Genomic DNA, 16,721 nt, shown 5'->3' on the forward strand with positions numbered 1-16,721 from the left:
AGTAAAAAGACAAAAGATAAAAGTAAATCCGTAGAAATTTTTCTGCGGATTTTTTATGAGATTAATATTTTTATTTTTTCGTGAACTTGATTTCCATTGTTTTAAATTCTTTTCCTGTTTTAGAATCCGGTCCGTACATTTCCATTTTTTGGGTATTATCATCTACGAAAGTGAAAACTTCTCTTACCTCACAGTCTTTTCCGGGTCTTGATGGATCTGTCATTTTTCCTTTAAATTCAATAGATTTTGTTGACGGATTCCAATCGCCTTCCATATTCATAATTCCTGTTCCCATATTGTCGATCCACGTACTTACAAATTTCTTTTTAGAATTGTCATAAGCCAGAATGCTCATTCCTTCAAATGGCATTCCCATGAAGTTTCCTTTGTGATTGCTTACCTGATAACGACCATCCAAAACCATTTTGTTGGTAACTTCAGATTGGCTTATCATTGGTTTTCCGCCGTTTTCCATCCACATGGTATTTTCTCCAGACCAATTTCCGTCAGATTTTGCTAACATTTTGTGCATTTCTCCCGGAGTTGCATATTCTATCCAGGCTTTTGTTGCAGTTGCAGAATCTACTGGTTTCCATTCTTCATTGGTTAAAGAATCTGTTTTATCTGAGTCTGCTTTTGCCACAGTTTTGCCTTTATCACAAGAGAAAAGTAGAAAAAAGGTACAAGCTGTAAAAAATAAATTTCTCATAATTGTTTAGTTTTAAGTTGATTATAAATTTAAATAAAAATTGTCTACAAAGAATAATTATTTTTATGTTGATATTGATGATTCAAAATTGTAATTTTGTGTATTCATAACGCAAATTAAAACAATGAAGTCTCCAAAAAAATTACAGGATATAAAAGTGGCTGTAGATGCCGTCATTTTCGGATATTTTGATAAAAAAGATCTTCAGATCCTTCTCATTAAAAGAAACATCGAGCCTTTCAAAGGAGGTTGGGCGCTTCCCGGAGGTCTGGTTTTGGATGATGAAAACTTGGATGATGCCGTAAAACGCGAACTCCACGAAGAAGCAGGAATAAAGCCTGATTTTTTGGAGCAGCTTTACACTTTTGGAAACGTCGGTCGCGATCCCCGAAACCGCGTTGTTTCCATCGCTTATTTAGGACTTGTCAATCCATCGTATCATGAGTTGTTTGCCGATTCTGATGCCGAAGATGCACAATGGTTCAGCGTCAATCAGCTTCCAAAACTAGCTTTTGATCACCAATCAATTATTGATATTGCATTGAAAAGACTTCGCACGAAAATCCAGTATCAGCCGATCGGTTTTAATCTCTTAAATGAGGAATTTGCTTTTTCTGATCTTGAAAACCTATACAAAACAATCATCGGAAAAGAAATAGACCGCCGTAATTTCCGCAAAAAAATCATGAGCTACGGATTGCTTAACGAAACCAATAATCTTAAAAAAGAAGGCAGCGGAAGACCCGGAAAACTCTTTACTTTTAATCAGGAAAAATACAAGGAACTGGAAGAGCAGGGATTTTATTTCGAAATCAAATAGTTTTTTTAAACACCAATAGCACAAATATTTACACGAATTTTAACGAATGATTCTTTTTGCGTTCGCTGTCATTCAGAATGAAGCGAAGCAGAATGAAGAATCTTCAAACTTTAAACATAATAATAGATTCTTTGAACTTCGTTCGCATCCCTTAAAGCTGTGTCAGAATGATACAATGTGTGTAAATTTTACCCTCTATATTAATTGATTAAAAATTTGCGCCATTTGTGAAATACATTTGTGCCATCCGTGTTTAAATAAAATCAGCATACCAAGTCAATTACGATCCCAATTTCAACATTAATAGAAACGGACTTCAGTCCGTTCTTTCAATTAAAAAATTTCAAACCGGCTTTAGCCTAAAAATAAAAACCAATAAATACTTGTGTCTTTTGTGAAAAACATTGTGCCCCTTGTGTTTAAATAAAAAAATTCCAAACCAGCTTTAGCCAAAATCTAAAGCATAAATAAAATTTGCGCCATTTGTGTTTCAATAAAATAAATTTTTAGCACTGAAAATCAATCAATTAAAATATTTAGCGTAAAAATAACACAAATAAATTTGGAAGATAAAATCATATTCCTTTAAATTTGTGTAAAAATAACGCAATAATGAAATATACAATAAATAATACCATCGAAAAATTTCATCAAAAAGAAAACCCGGAATTTCTTTTCTTTTGGGGACATACCGTGAAAGATGAAATTACAAAAGCATGCTTCAGTCAGTGGTTTCCTTTTGAGTTTGAAGAAAACGGAAACATTTACAAAACTGCAGAACATTATATGATGGCCGGAAAAGCGAGATTATTTAATGATCATGAAATTTTAGAGCAGATTTTAAAAACAGAAACTCCGAATCAGGCAAAAAGTTTAGGCAGAAAAGTCAGAAACTTTGATCCGGAAATCTGGAACGAACATAAATATGAAATCGTGAAACAGGGAAATCTATTAAAGTTTTCTCAAAATGAAGAGTTTAAAAAATTTCTGCTTTCAACAGACGATACAATTTTAGTAGAAGCAAGTCCGTACGATAAAATCTGGGGAATCGGAATGCTGGAAACCAATGCAAAAGCAAAAGATCCTTCAAAATGGAATGGTGAAAATTTGTTAGGATTTGCTTTAATGGAAGTAAGAGACGAATTAAGAGGGTAAAAACACAATAACCGTAAACCAATTAGGAACATGAAAAAAACAGAACTCCATCCTCAGATATTTTTAATAGAAAATTTCCTTTCGGATCAAGAATGCGATCATTATATTGAAATGACGAAGGATAAAGTCTTTGAGGAAGCGAAAATTAATATGAGAGGTCGACAGGTTATGAGCAAAGGAATCCGAAACAACGATAGATTGATGATTTTTGATGAAGATTTGGCTAAAAATCTTTTTCAAAGAGCAGTTGAATTTCTTCCTCAGATTCATGAAAATGATGAAGTTTCGGGATTTAATGAAATGTTCAGGATTTATAAATATTCTCCGGGACAGCAGTTCAAAATGCATCATGATGGGAGCTACATCAGAAATGAAAATGAGAAAAGCTTTTATACCTTTTTAATCTATCTGAATGATGATTTTGAAGGCGGAGAAACAGAATTTGAACACTTGTTTACTGTAGCTCCGAAGAAAGGCTCTGCGTTGGTTTTCTATCATCCTTTGAGACACGAAGGGAAAACACTGATCTGCGGACAAAAGTATGTTTTAAGAACAGATGTAATGTATTTAAAGACTTAAAATGAAAAAGATATATGTTTCAGGAAACGGAAATGTATCCTGGGAAAAGTTTCAGCAGTTTTATATCGAACCGTTAAAGAAATTCAATCTTGATGATTGTGAATTTATCATTGGAGATTTTTCGGGAACCGATACATTAATGATGGAATTTTTAAAAGATAAAACAGAGAACGTAACCATTCTTCATGTTGGAAGAAGACCGAGATATTTTGCCAATTCTTTTAAAACAAAGGCTGAAAAATGGAAAGTGATAGGAGGTTTTACTTCAAATTATGAAAGAGATACGTTTGGAATTGATCTATGCACTCATTTTCTGGCGGTTGATTTCAATACCGATGAAAAAAGAAAAAGCGGAACATTAAAAAATATCGAAAAGTGTTTTGCTCTGAATAAAATAAAAGTGTAAAAAATTTTACCTATAATTTGCGTAAAAAATACACGAAAATTAATAAATTGTTTCACTAAAAATCATAAAGCTATGTTTGGATTTACACACATCAAATTTGATTCTATGACGTACGTTCTTCATTTTAAAAATGGAAAGATTGCCAAAGAAGGAAGAGGTTTATCGTTCTTTTATTTCGCTCCCAATTCGTCTATTGTGGCGATTCCTTTGGGAAGTAATGATCTGCCGTTTATCTTTAATGAGAACACAAACGATTATCAGACCGTGAAAATTCAGGGACAGATCAGCTATAAAGTGACCGATCCGAAAGCACTTTCCAACACACTGGATTTTACCGTGGACGGAGAAGGAGTTTATAAAAAGAATGATATTGAAAAGCTGAACCAGAGAATCATCAATCTCGCACAGACAGCGACTTCATCATTCATTCATCAGCTTAATTTAAAAGATGCTATCCGTTCTGCCAAACAGATTGAAGATCATATTCTGAAAGGATTAATCGATTCCGAATCTATAAAAAGCATGGGAATTGAAATTCTGGGAGCCAATATTTTAGCCGTTCAGACCACTCCTGAAATGGCAAGAGCCCTGGAAACGGAAACCAGAGAAAAACTCCAGCAGCAAGCCGATGAAGCGATTTATGAAAGAAGAAATTTTGCGGTGGAACAGGAAAGAAAAATCAAGGAATCTGAACTGAATACGGAAATTGCGGTTGAAGAAAAGCAAAAGCAGATTGAAGAAAAAAGGATGGAAACCGAAGTTCAGCAGGAAGAAAACAACAGAATCCTTCGTGAAATGAAAATTGCCGCCGATATTTCTGTAGAAAATCAGAGAAAAAAACTGATCGAGCAAAAAACGGAAAACGACAGGAAAGAAGCAGAAACTCAAGGTTATATTCTGGAAACTTCCTTAAAACCATACAAAGAAATCGACTGGAAAGTCCTCACTGCTTTGAGCGGAAGACAGGATGCGAGAAATAACATCGCTTTAGCGTTTAGAGAATTGGCAGAAAACGCCGGAAAAATTGGAAACCTGAATATCAGTCCGGATTTGTTGGATACTATTTTGAAACATTAAGAGGATTTAAGTTGTTAAGAATTATTAAGTTGAGCTTCGCTTTAAGCTTAAAATCAGAATGATTTTCTTAATTAAACTTCATTTCTAAACTAACCTTAATGGTTTAAAAAATATTTAAATAAAAAGAAAATGAAAGTAGAATACGCCATCATCATCAAAAATAAAACCCGTCTTGAGTCTCTGGTCGAAAGATTCAACACGCGGGCTCAGGCGAAGTTTTATATTGAAAGTTCCGGAGGAAATTTTCAGGAATATGTGGATGAACACGAAAAATTCGGTCAGTCATTTCTGGAAGTTCAGACCCAGCTTTCCAAAATCATTAAAAATAAAGTGATTGAAAGAGAGTTTGTTCCCTCCTACATTTTCTCCGAAAATAACCTGATTGTGGTGGTAGGACAGGACGGTTTGGTAGCCAATGTTGCCAAATATTCCAAACATATTCCGATCATTGCGGTGAATCCCGATCCCGAAAGATATGACGGCGTTTTGCTTCCCTTCACAGCAAAAAACTTTTTAAAAGGAGTGCAAGCTGTGATGAACGGAAATTTTAGTTCAAAAAAAATGAAGTTTGCTGAAGCCGTGCTGAATGACGGACAAAAATTACGGGCAGTGAATGATTTATTTGTAGGAATTTCCTCACATTCTTCCGCACGATATAAAATCATGCTGAACGGAAAACAAGAAACACACTCTTCCAGCGGAATCATAGTTTCCACAAAAACAGGAAGTACAGGCTGGCTGAGTTCCATTTTTAATATGGCATTCGGAATTTTAGGCGAAACCGCATTAAAATATCCACAGCTGAATGAAGAAGATTTGTATTTTGCAGTAAGAGAACCTTTCAAAAGCATCCGGACGCAAACCGATATCTGCAGCGGAAAACTGAAAAAAGGAAACAAATTAATCATCGAATCTCTAATGCCGAATAATGGTTTTATATTTAGCGACGGAATTGAGCAGGATTTTCTACAGTTCAACAGTGGAGCAACAGCAGAAATCCGGCTTTCTGATGATGAAGCAGTTTTAGTTTTAAATAAATAATAACCATGAAAACAATAATATATTTGAAAGATAAAGATAACGCAACAAATCAGGTATTATCAGAAATTTGAAATCTTATGTAGAAAAAATCTTTGAGAGCTTAGCTGAGTAGAACGCCTTTGCGAACTTAGAAACAGTTAGTAATAATAAAAAACTCTACGGACTTTGCGTTTAAAATAATAATTAAAAAGCATGAAAACAACAACTTTATACAGACCCGTCGGAGAAAAAGAAATGCTCTTAATCATCGAAAGCAATTATAAAAAATTCCCTCCAAGATTAAACTGGCAACCCATTTTCTACCCCGTTCTGAATGAAGAATACGCTTCTGAAATCGCAGAAAAATGGAACACACGAGACGAAGCCGGAAATTATCTCGGTTTTGTTACAAAGTTTGAAGTTTCTGAGGAAGTAGTCAGCAAATATCCCTCACAAAACGTAGGAGCCAGAAATCACAACGAACTCTGGATTCCTTCCGAAGAACTCGAAGAATTTAATCAGGCAATTGTCGGCAATATTGAAGTGACTAAAGTTTTCATGGGAAAAGACTTCAAAAAAGCAGCAAATGAACAACTGGAAAATCTATTGGCAAACATTAAAAAACTAACAATGACAAATAAAGGAATGGCGAAAGATACACTGGAAATCTTAGCTAAAAAATATTATATCAACGAAAACAACGAAAAAATCAGCATAGAAAATGAAATGCAGAACTGTATTGAAGAAACCGTTTTGTATTCCTCGGAAGAACTGTCGGAAATGACAAAAAACGAACTTCCGGAAACCCAATTTGAGACTCAGTTTGAAGTCTGGAGATGCAGTTCCCTGAAAGCCATTTTGCAGTTAGCTGCGGAAGAAGATCAGGAGAAACTCATGTGCCTAAATTTTGCATCAGCAAAAAATCCGGGTGGTGGTTTCATCAACGGAGCCGAAGCGCAGGAAGAAAGTCTGGCAAGAACTTCCGGACTTCACGACAGTCTGCTTCAGGGTTGGGAATATTACGAAACCCACCGTGCGATGGAATCATGCTTTTATACAGATATGATGATTTACAGCCCGAAAGTTCCCGTTTTCAGAAAGGATAAAGGAGAATTGCTGGATCAGCCCGTTTTCTGCAATTTTATCACCTCTCCCGCAGTAAACGCAGGCGTTGTAAAACGTCAGGAACCGGAAAGAGCCCACGAAATCTTCGGAGCGATGGATGTAAGAACCGATAAAATGCTCGCTTTAGCTTTAAATAAAGGAAATGAAACCTTAATCTTAGGAGCTTGGGGATGCGGAGTTTTCAAAAATGATCCGAAAGAAATTGCCGAATTATTCAAAAAGCATCTTCTTGGGAAGTATAAAAATAAATTTAAAAGAGTGGTCTTTGCCATTCTCTCGAAAAAAGAGGAAATGATAAAGCCGTTTGAAGAAATATCATGAAAATCAATTTAAAAAAATATAAAGAACAGCTACAGGATTGGCCGGAAAAAGGCTATCATATCATGGCTCAGTATGATGAAGATAAAATTATTGTCTACCAGTCGTATCGGAAAGAAATAGGCAATTTTGCCGTTAAAAATCAATATTTCGGAGGCGGATTCAGTTTAGAAAGAATGACCTGGATAAAACCGAACTTCCTTTGGATGATGTTCCGAAACGGTTGGGGAACAAAAGAAGGACAGGAGTCTGTTCTCGCCATTCATTTGAAGATGGATGCTTTTAAAAATTATCTGAAAAATGCAGTCTATTCTTCATACAATGAAAAATTAGAAATTTCAAGAGAAGAATGGCAGAATCAGGTGAAAGAATCTTCTGTGAGACTGCAGTGGGATCCGGATCACGATCCTTTCGGAAACAAATTGGAAAGAAGAGCCATTCAGATTGGTTTGAGAAATGATTTCATCAAAACCTTTGCAAAAGAAGACCTCCTTTTCATTGAAGATATTTCAGATTTTGTTAAAGAACAGCATCAGTTTGTTTTGAATGACGATTTAGATCATTTAGTTCTTCCTGAAGAAAAACCGTTGCTGTTTGATGATGAAGATTTAAATAAGAAATTAAGATTAAAATAATGAAAGATAAACTCTTACTCGCTTCAAAATCACTTACGGGGATTTCCATTGGTGATGCTTTTGGTGAAAGTTTCTTTGGTGAAGAAAGTATGATCAGAATGCACATCCATCAAAGAATAATTCCTGAAAGCACTCTGGATTTTACGGATGATACCATTATGGCAATTGCTGTTTTCAGATCATTGGAAGAATTCGGACAAATCAGTCAGGACTTTCTGGCGGAAGAGTTTACTCAAAATTATTATCTTGATATTAATCGAGGTTACGGACCTTCATTGCATCAATATTTCAGAGCAGTAAAGGATGGTGAAAAATGGAAAGAAGTTTCCTATTCAAAATTTGGAGGACAAGGTTCTATAGGAAACGGAGGAGCAATGAGAGCCTCAGTAATCGGAGCTTATCTTTATGATGATCTGGATCAGCTTAAAACAAATGCAGAACTGTCCTGTGAAGTTACCCATGCCAACAAAGAAGCGATAGAAGGTACAAAAGCCATTGCATTAGCCGCAGCTTTTGTCATTCAGGAAAAATTAGGATTGATACAGTTGAATCAGCAGGAATTTATTCAAAAAATTCAGTCTGAATTGAAGGATTCTGATATGAAAAGTAAACTGAACAAAGTCTTATATTTAGACGGAAATCCAAGCATCGAGTTATTGGTCAAAACATTAGGAAACGGAATAAAAATGACCGCTCAGGACACCGTTCCGATTGTACTCTGGATGCTTTCGAGATACCGGAACAATATTGAAGAGTGTCTTTGGAATACGGTTTCCGCGTTAGGTGACAGAGATACAACTTGTGCAATGGTTGGAGGAATAAGTATTTTAAGCTGCAATGAAGAGTCAATTCCTGATTGGACAAACAATGTTGAGGATTGGAAAAAAAGCAAATTTTATGGAAATTGAATTAACAAAAGGCGATATCACCCAAATTAAAGCAGATGCCATCGTCAACGCAGCCAACTTTTCCTTATTAGGCGGTGGCGGAGTAGACGGTGCCATTCATAGAGCAGGAGGAAAACAAATTCTTGATTAGTGTATAGAAATCAGAAACCGACAGGGTAAATGCAAAACAGGAGAAGCAGTCGTTACAACCGGCGGAAATCTCCCTGCAAAATACGTCATTCATACGGTTGGTTCGGTTTGGAACGGAGATGAAGAAAAAGGATCTAAATTATTGGCAAACTGTTATTATAATTCATTGAAATTGGCAGAAAGTCTGAATGTTAAAACCATTACTTTTCCTAACATCAGCACAGGAATTTATCGGTTCCCAAAAGAATTGGCTGCAAAAATTGCCATAGATGAGGTGGAAAACTTTACATCGAAGATCATAGAAAAAGTTATTTTCGTCTGCTTTGATGATGAAAATGAAAAGATTTACAGAAAATTATCAGAAGAATAAAATTAATGCTCATTTGCTGAGTCAAACGCCTTTGCGAACGAAAATATGCGAGATCATTTTGAAACAAAAACTTTGCGGACTTAGCGTTAAAAAAAATAAAAAACAAATGAAAAAACTAACCATATTAACCGGTGCAGGAATCAGTGCCGAAAGCGGAATAAAAACCTTCAGAGACGGAGATGGTCTTTGGGAAAATCATAGCATCACAGATGTGGCAAGTCCGGAAGGATGGCGAAAAGACAGAGCTTTGGTTCTTGAATTTTACAACCAGAGACGAAGACAGCTTCACGAAGTAGAACCGAATGAGGCACATCGATTATTGGCAGAACTGGAAAAACATTTTGAAGTTCAGATCATTACCCAGAATATCGATGATCTGCATGAAAGAGCAGGTTCAACCAATATTTTACATTTACACGGCGAATTATTCAAATCCTGCTCTTGCAGCGATAAAAACCTGATTTACGAGCAGAAAAATGACATCAACATCGGCGATAAAGCAGAAGACGGAGCGCAGTTAAGACCATTTATTGTCTGGTTCGGAGAAGACGTTCCATTGATGAAAGAAGCTACGAAAATGGCAAAAGAAGCCGATATATTTTTGGTAATCGGAACGTCTTTACAGGTCTATCCTGCAGCGGGATTAATTCACGACATCAAGGATGACTGTCTTTTAATCGTGATCAATCCCAACGAAACAGGTTTCGGGTACGGACAGAGAGCTGTTGTCATGAAAGAAACCGCAACGCAGGGAATGAAACTGCTTTTTGATAAACTGGTAAATCTTGCATAATGGAAAACACAATAAAAGCCGGAATTTTCGGAGTTTGTGTGGGTGATGCTTTAGGCGTTCCGGTGGAATTCAGAAGCAGGGAACAACTGAAACGTTCTCCGGTGACAACCATGAGAGCTTTCGGAACGCATCGTCAACCTGCGGGAACGTGGAGCGACGACAGTTCTCTTTCTTTATGTCTTGCAGAAAGTCTTACTAATACGTATGATTTAGAAGATATTGCGCTGAAATTTTTACAATGGTATAATAAAGAAATCTGGACACCTCACGGAACTATTTTCGATATCGGAATTGCCACTTCACAAGCCATCCATAGAATCAGTAAAGGAGTTTCCCCAACTTTATGTGGTGGAACAACGGAATTTGATAACGGAAACGGTTCCTTAATGAGAATTTTGCCGTTGCTGTTTTATATCAAAGACTTTTCCATTGAAAAACGTTTTGATACGGTGAAAGATGTTTCCAGCATTACCCATGGACACATACGATCTGTTTTGGCGTGTTTCATTTATCTTGAACTGGCGTTGGAAATCCTGAACAAAAAAGAAAAATGGGAAGCATACAGAAATATGCAGAGGAATGTCAGAGAATTTTTGGATAACAATCCGATTTGTTCTCAGGAGGAAATGAATAGGTTCCATCGAATTTTAGAATTAAAAGTTGATGATTATGATGTTACTCCATTACATACTTTACAGGAAGAGGAAATAAGTTCATCAGGTTACGTTCTTCACAGTTTAGAAGCTTCATTATGGTGTTTCCTGAACTCTGAAAATTATGCTGAAGCTGTTTTAAAAGCCGTCAATCTGGGAGAAGATACCGACACAACCGGAGCCATCACAGGAGGAATTGCCGGAATATATTATGGTTTTGAAAGTATTCCGAGAGAGTGGGTTGATGTATTGGCGAGGAAAGAGGATATTGAGAAATTGTGTGAGAAATTTATGAATGTCCATAATTTGTTATGAATCAATTTTTAGCAGTTTATATGTCATTTCGTAGAAATCTCAACACATTGAAATGAGGGGGGTAGATTCCTTCGGAATGACAAAATTACTTTTATAATTTAATGAAAAAAATGAACGAACAACATAAAAAAAGAATAAGCAAATACCTAAGCTTGGTGCTTAGACACAAACCCGAAGTTATCGGGCTGAATTTAGACGAAAACGGATGGGCAGATGTGGAAGAACTACAGGAAAAATGTGCAAAACAAAATCGTGCTTTCACACTGGAAGAATTGGATGAGGTCGTAGAAACCAACGATAAAAAACGCTTTATTTTAAACGAGGATAAAACCAGAATCCGCGCAAATCAGGGACATTCAATTGATATTGATCTGGCGCTGAAACCACAACAGCCACCGGAATTTCTTTATCACGGAACCGCAGAAACCAATCTTGCATCCATCTTTGAAAAAGGAATTGAAAAGAGAAACAGACAGCACGTTCATCTAAGTCAGGACAAAGAAACCGCAACCAAAGTCGGAATGCGTCACGGAAAACCTGTCATTTTAACCATAGAAACCGGAAAAATGCACGAAGACGGAATCGTATTCTATCTTTCCGAAAACAAAGTCTGGCTGACTGATTTTGTGGATGCAGAATATATTTCGAAATGACAGCTAAAGAATTTGATGAAGCCGTAAAAGACTTTTCTCCGGATAAAGAGGATTTAAAAGAAAAAGTTAATGAATTATTTGGAAAAGGAGCGGGAACCGTAATAACAATACATTTTATTATTGAACATCTAAAGCGTACCTTATCGGAGGCGATGGATATTATAGATTCTTGTCCGAATTATCAAAATAGATTTAAATGAAAAGAACATTAGCAATAGGCGACATTCACGGAGGATTCAAAGCATTTACGCAGGTTTTGGAAAGAGCTGCTGTTACAGAAAACGACACCTTGATTTTTCTTGGAGATTATGTCGATGGCTGGAGTGAATCTTCGGAGATCATTCAGTTTTTAATTGAACTTGCCGAAAAGCAGGAATGTATTTTTATTAAAGGAAATCATGATGCATGGACGGAAGACTGGCTTGCTTTCGGGAAAAGTGAAGATGTATGGCTTTTCAATGGCGGAAAAAGTACGGTAGAAAGCTATTCAGATTTCTCTTTGGAAGAACTTGAAGTTCATCTTGAATTTTTCCAGCGGATGAAAAACTATTATGTCGACGATAAAAACCGACTGTTTATTCACGCAGGATATTCGTCCATGCACGATCCCGAAAAAGAAGTGTATTCGAGCAATTACCGTTGGTACAGAACATTATGGGAAACAGCCGTTGCAATGGATAAAACTTTGGCGAAAGACTCCGAATTCTATCCGAAAAGGCTGCTTTTATACCATGAAATTTTCATCGGTCATACACCGACACTGCATTTGGGAAGTAAAGAACCCATCAACAAAGCGAATGTATGGAATATAGATACAGGAGCCGCATTCACCGGAGCATTAACAATCATGGATGTCGATTCCAAAGAATTCTGGCAGAGCGATCCCCTTCCGTCATTATATCCCGATGAAAAGGGCAGAAATAAAGATACTGTTAGACCTAAAAACCGCTAAATATCTTCTCTAAATTGGGAAGATATTTTTTTTAATACTTAAAATCAGCGCCATCAGCAAAATCGGCAGGAGCAAAATACACATTGGTCATGTCATTAAGAATATAAACCGCATTTTTATTAGCGTAGTTCAGAAGGAGAGTGAAAAAGCTTATTCAGAGATAGATCCTTTCTTCAAGAGATTTAGCAAAGTGAATGACAATTCTGGAAAGCAACATCTTTGCTGAGTAAAACGCCTTTGCGAACGAAGAATATTTTCAAATTTTTTAATAAAATCTTTGCAGTCTCCGCGTTAAAAATAATAGGTTTCACAAACTTTAAGTAATTTTAAAGTCCAAAATACCACCCAATGAAACTGAGATATCTTTTCCTGTTGCTTACTTCTTCATTCATCTTTGCCCAGACTCAATTTCAGACCCCTTTTGAAAAAGGAAATGGAAATCAGACGGTTACTTATGATGAAATGAACAGCTTTTATCAGAATTTAGCTAAAAATTTCAACACCATTCAGTACCTTAAAAAAGGAGAAGACGACAACGGAAAAGCAATATATGTGGTCATTTACAACCCTTTTCCCGAAAAAGACCTTGATAAATTAAGAAAAACCAAAGCCGTTTTGTTCATCAATAACGGAATTCATCCCGGCGAACCGGACGGAATCGATGCCACCATGATACTGATGAAAAATCTGGCAACTCAGAAAATCAAAACACCACAGAATTTCATTGTCGCAGCCATTTCAGCGTATAACGTAAGCGGAATGCTCAATCGCGGATCATTTTCCAGAGCCAACCAGAATGGTCCGGAACAGTATGGTTTCAGAGGAAATGCCAGAAATTATGATCTGAACAGAGATTTCATTAAAGCAGATACTAAAAATGCCAGAAGTTTTCAGGAAATTTATCAGTGGCTGAAACCCGATGTTTTCATTGACAATCACGTAAGTAACGGAGCAGATTATCAATACACATTTACTTATATTTCTACTTTTAAAGAACGTCTGGGAAATGTTTTAGGCGAATATTTTTACAATAAATATCAGGCTAAAAATTTAGAAGACTTAAAAAAACTGGGTTACGAAAGTACACCTTACGTTAATATTCATGGGGATATTCCTGAAGTTGGCTTTGCTTCGTTCGAAGATTCCCCGAGATATTCTACAGGATATACCTCGTTGTTCAATTCCTTGGGAACCGTTCCTGAAACGCATATGCTGAAACCATACGACAAAAGAGTGGATGCAACGTACAAATATATGTTGGTGAATCTTCAGAATTTAGATCAGGATTATCAGAAAATAAAACAACTCAGAGTTGAAAATCTAAAACAGTACCAAGCCGGAAAACAGTACGGAATCCGCTGGAAAATAGATTCTGCAAAATATACCACCATGGATTTCAAAGGTTTTGAGGGAAAATACAAACCCAGTGAAATTTCCGGAAAACCGAGACTCTATTACGACAGAAGCAAACCCTTCACGAAAAACATCAGGCTGTTTACAACCGCAGTTCCTACAGGTTACATCACCATTCCGAAATATTACGTCATCCCACAGTCGCAATACCGTGTTATTGAGGAATTTAAAAGAAATAAAATTCAGATGAAGCCGATTCAGAAGGACAGCACGATTGCGGTGGAATCTTACAGAATCAATGATTTTAAAACCGTGAAAAATCCATATGAAGGACATTATCTGCATTTCGAAACAACGGTAGAAAAAGCGGATAAAAAAATGGCTTTTTCAGCAGGAGATTATATCGTTCCGACCGATCAGGAAGGCGTAAAATATATTATTGAAACCCTTGAACCGGAAGCATTGGATTCCTTTTTCAACTGGAATTTCTTCGACGGGATTTTAGCCCAGAAAGAATACTATTCTGCTTACATTTTCGAGGATACCGCCGCAGAATTGCTGAAAAAAGATAAAGATTTAAAACAGAAATTCGAAGCTAAAAAAGCAGCCGACAAAAAATTTGCCGATGACGGAACCGCTCAGCTCGACTGGATCTACAAAAATTCTCCCTACTTCGAAGAAAAGACATTCAGACAATATCCTGTTTACAGAATCTTATAAATTTAAAAATTTAATTTATTGATAATCAGCGTTTAATTTCCGTATTTTTCACATACGGAACTGTTGTTTTTACTGATGGAATTTAATTTTTATCAGGCGAAATTTGCTTTATTAAAACCAATAAAACCAACACTTATGGCAACCAAAAAACAATTTTTCGTTTCTCTTGAAGGCGTAGACCTTACCGACGAACAATTAAAAAACATCGACAAGGGAATTCAGAATGTAGTGCTTTCCGAACTGTCCAAAGTAGACAACACACAGGCTTTCGGCGCGCACAGAAATTTCAGAGAACTCACTAAACCCTTAAAAGTGAAAGACTGGTTTCCATGGGGAATCATTATTTTCAAACCAGGAATTGATATTACCAAGCAGGTTACAGACATCCATAATCAGATAAAAGCTTATGGAGGCTAGTTTTAACTCTTCAAAAAAGATGTGTCCCAGCTACGTTGGAAAAGTTGGGGCGCAGCTTTTCGGAGTAGTCAATAAAGACGGAAAAGTACAGTTTATAACCCCTCTTACCGTCACAGAAGATTTTATTGAACAGAATGAAAACCTTGAGCAGCGATTCCGTTTCACCGGAAAATGTGTGGAAAAAGGCTGCGGACAATGGAATCATGAGGAATCAAGATGTTCTTTATCCAAAAAAGTTCAGGATCTTAATTTCCCGAAAAATTCAGAATTATCATTTTGTCCTATCCGTTCGCAGTGCAGATGGTTTTCTCAGGATGGCAAAGAAGCCTGTTTTTCCTGCAACGAAGTCACCCGAAATATGGAAGAATTGCTTGTTAATAATGCAGCACAATAAAAAATCCAACAATAAAATTGGCGGCATATACTTTGAATGGTTGATAATTAAGGTTTTATCTGAACATCAATTTTCAAACTTACTATGAGGAAACTTCTAACCGCAGGTATCGCAGGAATTTCAGCATTTGTTGCTGTGGTTTTTCTTTCGGGATACGGATATATTTTTAAAGCTTTAGCCATTAATTTAAAAAAAGGACCTTTTACTCCCTCAATAGACGATGAGGAAAAATTTCCTTCACGGGTTATTCGCAACAGACATCCGAAACGATGGAAGAAACACATCAGTTACAATAAAAAGGAACTTTCTGGACGCGTTTTGGAAGAGTTAAAAAAGACGAGAGCATCTTCTCTTCTGATAATTCACGACGGAAAACTTCTTCACGAAGAATACTGGAAAGATCATGATGCTTCTTCTTTAATGAATTCCTTTTCAATGGCGAAAGGCGTTCTTTCTGTTTTAACGGGATGTGCGATCGATGACGGATATATAGAATCCGAAGATCAATTGGTTTCCACATTTTTTCCTCACTACAAAGAAAGCCGTTTCGGAAAACATCTCACTTTTAAACATTTAATGACGATGCAGGCGGGATTGGATTGGGAAGAAGAATACCATCATCCTTTTGCAGAGAATTCCAGACAGTATTTTGTAGACGATCTTGCGGAACAGGCTTTCGGAATTGGGTTCAAGGAAATGCCGGGCGAAAAGTATGAATATCAAAGTGTTGCTGCGCAATTATTAGGACTTGCGTTAAGAGAAGCAACGGGAAAAGATCTTGCTGTTTATCTTTCAGAAAAAATATGGCAGCCTTTAGGAATGGAATCGCATGCTAAATGGAGTATAGACGAAAAAGGCGTTGAAAAAGCGTTCTGCTGCATTCATGCCGTAGCAAGAGATTTTGCAAAACTCGGACAATTCATTATGCAGAAAGGAGAGTGGGAAGGAAAACAGCTCATCAGCAAAGAATATTGTGAAAAACTTTTATCGCCCACTAAAGAAAACGATGCGTTCTGCTTTACCATTTGGGCAGATGATGAAAGTGATCATCAATACAGATTTTTTTACGGCTTTTTAGGGCAGTTCATTATCATGGTTCCCGAAAAAAAGATGGTGATCGTGAAAACCGGATTTTACAACAGGCTGGATGTCGATAAAAAGAAAAGACCGCTTCAGGTAAAGCTTTTGGTAGAAGAACTTACAAAACTGATATAAAAAAT

Annotated in this window: 19 protein-coding genes and 1 pseudogene; 19 read left to right on the top strand and 1 reads right to left on the bottom strand. The window is 36.6% G+C overall.

Going from position 1 to position 16,721, the window contains the following annotated elements; genetic code table 11:
• Nucleotides 1-70 precede the first annotated feature (70 nt).
• A complete protein-coding gene (locus H6W52_RS12980; protein ID WP_116098721.1) occupies nt 71-709 on the bottom strand; it encodes a DUF1579 domain-containing protein in 639 nt (212 codons plus the stop codon).
• Between the two features lie 124 nt (nt 710-833).
• Between H6W52_RS12980 and H6W52_RS12985 the strand changes: the two genes are divergently transcribed.
• The 19 genes and pseudogenes from H6W52_RS12985 (at nt 834) to H6W52_RS13075 (ending at nt 16,716) form a co-directional block, all read left to right on the top strand.
• Nucleotides 834-1,529: an NUDIX hydrolase gene (locus H6W52_RS12985; RefSeq protein ID WP_116098722.1), complete on the top strand. Its 696-nt coding sequence runs from the start codon at nt 834-836 to the stop codon at nt 1,527-1,529.
• 612 nt (nt 1,530-2,141) lie between these two features.
• Nucleotides 2,142-2,684: an NADAR family protein gene (locus tag H6W52_RS12990; RefSeq protein ID WP_116098723.1), complete on the top strand. Its 543-nt coding sequence runs from the start codon at nt 2,142-2,144 to the stop codon at nt 2,682-2,684.
• 30 nt (nt 2,685-2,714) lie between these two features.
• Nucleotides 2,715-3,263: a prolyl hydroxylase family protein gene (locus H6W52_RS12995; protein ID WP_116098724.1), complete on the top strand. Its 549-nt coding sequence runs from the start codon at nt 2,715-2,717 to the stop codon at nt 3,261-3,263.
• A gap of 1 nt (nt 3,264) precedes the next feature.
• Entirely contained in the window at nt 3,265-3,669 is a 405-nt protein-coding gene (locus H6W52_RS13000) for a hypothetical protein (protein WP_116098725.1), read from the top strand.
• Nucleotides 3,670-3,741: 72 nt separating this feature from the next.
• The gene (locus H6W52_RS13005; protein WP_116098726.1) at nt 3,742-4,746 is read left to right on the top strand and encodes an SPFH domain-containing protein; all 1,005 of its coding nucleotides are present in this window, start codon (nt 3,742-3,744) and stop codon (nt 4,744-4,746) included.
• Between the two features lie 129 nt (nt 4,747-4,875).
• Entirely contained in the window at nt 4,876-5,787 is a 912-nt protein-coding gene (locus tag H6W52_RS13010) for an NAD(+)/NADH kinase (RefSeq protein WP_116098727.1), read from the top strand.
• 192 nt (nt 5,788-5,979) lie between these two features.
• On the top strand, nt 5,980-7,212 hold the full coding sequence (locus tag H6W52_RS13015) for a TIGR02452 family protein (protein WP_228457575.1): 1,233 nt from the start codon (nt 5,980-5,982) through the stop codon (nt 7,210-7,212).
• Nucleotides 7,209-7,844 (top strand): DUF4291 domain-containing protein, encoded by a 636-nt coding sequence (locus H6W52_RS13020; RefSeq protein ID WP_116098728.1) that lies wholly within the window; start codon nt 7,209-7,211, stop codon nt 7,842-7,844. Before H6W52_RS13015 ends, H6W52_RS13020 begins: the two co-directional genes overlap by 4 nt.
• The gene (locus tag H6W52_RS13025; protein ID WP_116098729.1) at nt 7,844-8,752 is read left to right on the top strand and encodes an ADP-ribosylglycohydrolase family protein; all 909 of its coding nucleotides are present in this window, start codon (nt 7,844-7,846) and stop codon (nt 8,750-8,752) included. Before H6W52_RS13020 ends, H6W52_RS13025 begins: the two co-directional genes overlap by 1 nt.
• Nucleotides 8,742-9,251: pseudogene (locus H6W52_RS13030) on the top strand (O-acetyl-ADP-ribose deacetylase). Before H6W52_RS13025 ends, H6W52_RS13030 begins: the two are co-directional and overlap by 11 nt.
• A 106-nt stretch (nt 9,252-9,357) precedes the next feature.
• Nucleotides 9,358-10,044, top strand: coding sequence for an SIR2 family NAD-dependent protein deacylase (locus H6W52_RS13035; protein WP_185216742.1), 687 nt, complete (start codon nt 9,358-9,360; stop codon nt 10,042-10,044).
• On the top strand, nt 10,044-11,012 hold the full coding sequence (locus tag H6W52_RS13040; RefSeq protein WP_116098730.1) for an ADP-ribosylglycohydrolase family protein: 969 nt from the start codon (nt 10,044-10,046) through the stop codon (nt 11,010-11,012). Before H6W52_RS13035 ends, H6W52_RS13040 begins: the two co-directional genes overlap by 1 nt.
• Nucleotides 11,013-11,122: 110 nt before the next feature.
• On the top strand, nt 11,123-11,665 hold the full coding sequence (locus H6W52_RS13045; RefSeq protein ID WP_087706614.1) for an RNA 2'-phosphotransferase: 543 nt from the start codon (nt 11,123-11,125) through the stop codon (nt 11,663-11,665).
• A complete protein-coding gene (locus tag H6W52_RS13050; RefSeq protein WP_116098731.1) occupies nt 11,662-11,865 on the top strand; it encodes a hypothetical protein in 204 nt (67 codons plus the stop codon). Before H6W52_RS13045 ends, H6W52_RS13050 begins: the two co-directional genes overlap by 4 nt.
• Nucleotides 11,862-12,617: a metallophosphoesterase family protein gene (locus H6W52_RS13055; RefSeq protein WP_116098732.1), complete on the top strand. Its 756-nt coding sequence runs from the start codon at nt 11,862-11,864 to the stop codon at nt 12,615-12,617. The genes H6W52_RS13050 and H6W52_RS13055 overlap by 4 nt, the downstream gene beginning before the upstream one ends.
• Nucleotides 12,618-12,965: 348 nt before the next feature.
• Nucleotides 12,966-14,690: a hypothetical protein gene (locus H6W52_RS13060; RefSeq protein ID WP_116098733.1), complete on the top strand. Its 1,725-nt coding sequence runs from the start codon at nt 12,966-12,968 to the stop codon at nt 14,688-14,690.
• Nucleotides 14,691-14,825: 135 nt separating this feature from the next.
• Nucleotides 14,826-15,107 (top strand): hypothetical protein, encoded by a 282-nt coding sequence (locus tag H6W52_RS13065; protein ID WP_123891980.1) that lies wholly within the window; start codon nt 14,826-14,828, stop codon nt 15,105-15,107.
• Nucleotides 15,097-15,501, top strand: a complete 405-nt coding sequence (locus H6W52_RS13070) for a hypothetical protein (protein ID WP_123891981.1) — start codon at nt 15,097-15,099, stop codon at nt 15,499-15,501. The genes H6W52_RS13065 and H6W52_RS13070 overlap by 11 nt, the downstream gene beginning before the upstream one ends.
• An 84-nt stretch (nt 15,502-15,585) precedes the next feature.
• On the top strand, nt 15,586-16,716 hold the full coding sequence (locus H6W52_RS13075) for a serine hydrolase domain-containing protein (RefSeq protein WP_116098736.1): 1,131 nt from the start codon (nt 15,586-15,588) through the stop codon (nt 16,714-16,716).
• Nucleotides 16,717-16,721 lie beyond the last annotated feature (5 nt).

It is taken from the genome of Chryseobacterium sp. C2(2020) (assembly GCF_014218915.1).
Classification (GTDB): Bacteria; Bacteroidota; Bacteroidia; order Flavobacteriales; family Weeksellaceae; genus Chryseobacterium; species Chryseobacterium mucoviscidosis.